This window comes from Cellulomonas sp. P5_C6 (genome assembly GCF_054049635.1).
In genome coordinates this window covers 1-1,645 of the sequence record NZ_JBFULZ010000350.1, presented here as the reverse complement: position 1 = coordinate 1,645, position 1,645 = coordinate 1, and the positions used below count along the sequence as shown (strand labels likewise).

The 1,645-nt window shown below is 76.3% G+C and carries 2 protein-coding genes; one reads left to right on the top strand and one right to left on the bottom strand.

The window, feature by feature from the left end:
* The coding region (locus ACXJKG_RS21015; RefSeq protein WP_456847656.1) for a LysR family transcriptional regulator at nucleotides 1–440 on the bottom strand (440 nt) is incomplete at its 3' end.
* Nucleotides 441–681: 241 nt separating this feature from the next.
* On the opposite strand from ACXJKG_RS21015, the gene ACXJKG_RS21010 reads away from it, so the two are divergent.
* Nucleotides 682–1,645: aminotransferase class V-fold PLP-dependent enzyme (locus ACXJKG_RS21010; protein ID WP_456847655.1), on the top strand; the 964-nt coding region annotated here is incomplete at its 3' end.

Below are 1,645 nucleotides of genomic sequence, written 5' to 3'. Positions count from 1 at the left end.
AGCCCGACCCCCGGGTACGCGAAGGCCAGCGCGACRTCGGCCGTCCCCGCCCGCAGCGCGTGCAGGGACTCGGGCGGCGCGGCCTCGTCGAGCGTCACCGTCAGTCCCGGGTGCCGGGCGCGCAGGTCCGCGAGCGCGCCGGGCAGGATCGTGGCGGACGCCGACGGGAACGCGACCAGCCGCACGCGGCCCGCCCGCAGGCCCGCGAGCGCCGACACCTCCGCCTCCGCCGCCCGCAGCGCCGCGCCGACCGTCGAGCCGTGCCGCGCCAGCACCTCGCCGGCCTCCGTGAGCCGGATCGAGCGGCCCGTGCGGTCGAGCAGGGCGGTGCCGAGCCGCCGCTCCAGCCGGCGGACGTGCTGGCTCACGGCGGGCTGGCTGTACCCGAGCAGCGCGGCGGCGCCGGTGATCGTCCCGGAGTCGGCGATGGCCCGCAGCATCCGCAACGACCCGACCTCGAGCCCGGCCACCCCGTGATCGCCCGCTAGCGCGGGAGCAGAGCCGCCGGCCGAGGGAGCAGACCCCGGGACGTCCGCAGATCCGGTCGCCCCGACGACCGATCGTGCGGACGTCCGTGCCTCGATCGGGGTGTGCACCATGACCCCAGTATCACGGCTCGTGATGGCCGAGCACCCATTCCTGTCGTTGTGTGATGCACCGAGCCCGGGCGACCATCGACGGATGCACTCCCTCGACACCCTCCGCGCCGCCTTCCAGCCCGTGCCCGGCTACCTCGACGCCGCCACCTGCGGGCTCCCGTCCCGCGCGACCGTCGAGGCCATGCGTGACGCCCTGGACACCTGGCAGGCCGGGAAGGCGGACCTCGCGGTCTACGACGAGGCCGTCACCGCCTCCCGCGCCGCGTACGCCCGGCTGGTGCACACCGACTCGTCGGACGTCGCGATCGGCTCCCAGGCCTCGGCGCTGGTCGGCCTGGCCGCCGCCAACGTCCCGGACGGCGCCGAGGTGCTGGCCGTCGACGGCGACTTCTCGTCGGTCACCTTCCCGTTCGTCGCGCACGCGGACCGCGGCGTCACCGTCCGGTACGTGCCGCTCGAGCGGCTCGCTGACGAGATCCGGCCGACCACCCACACCGTCACGTTCTCCCTGGTCCAGTCGCGCGACGGCCGCGTCGCCGACGCCGATGCGATCCTCGCGGCCGCGGCGGCCCACCAGGTCCGCACCGTCTGCGACACCACGCAGGCCACCGGCTGGCTGCCCCTGCACGCCGGCCGCTTCGACGTCACGGTCTGCGCGGCCTACAAGTGGCTCTCCGCCCCGCGCGGCACGGCCTTCCTCACGGTGCGCCCGGAGCTCCTGGACGACCTGCGCCCGATCAGCGCGGGGTGGTACGCCGGCGAGGAGATCTGGTCGTCCGTCTACGGACCGGCCATGGCGCTGGCCCTCGACGCGCGGCGGTTCGACGTCTCCCCGGCCTGGCTGTGCTGGGTGGGGGCCGCCCCGGTGCTCCGGCAGTTCGCCGACGCCGACCCCGAGCAGGTCCGTCGGCACGCCGTCGGGCTCGCCGACGACCTCCGCGCGGGCCTCGGTCTGCTGCCCGGGGGCAGCGCGATCGTCGGCCTGCCCGACGACCCGGAGGGTTCCCGACGGGCTCGGCTCGCCGCCGGTGGCACCCGTGCGGCGG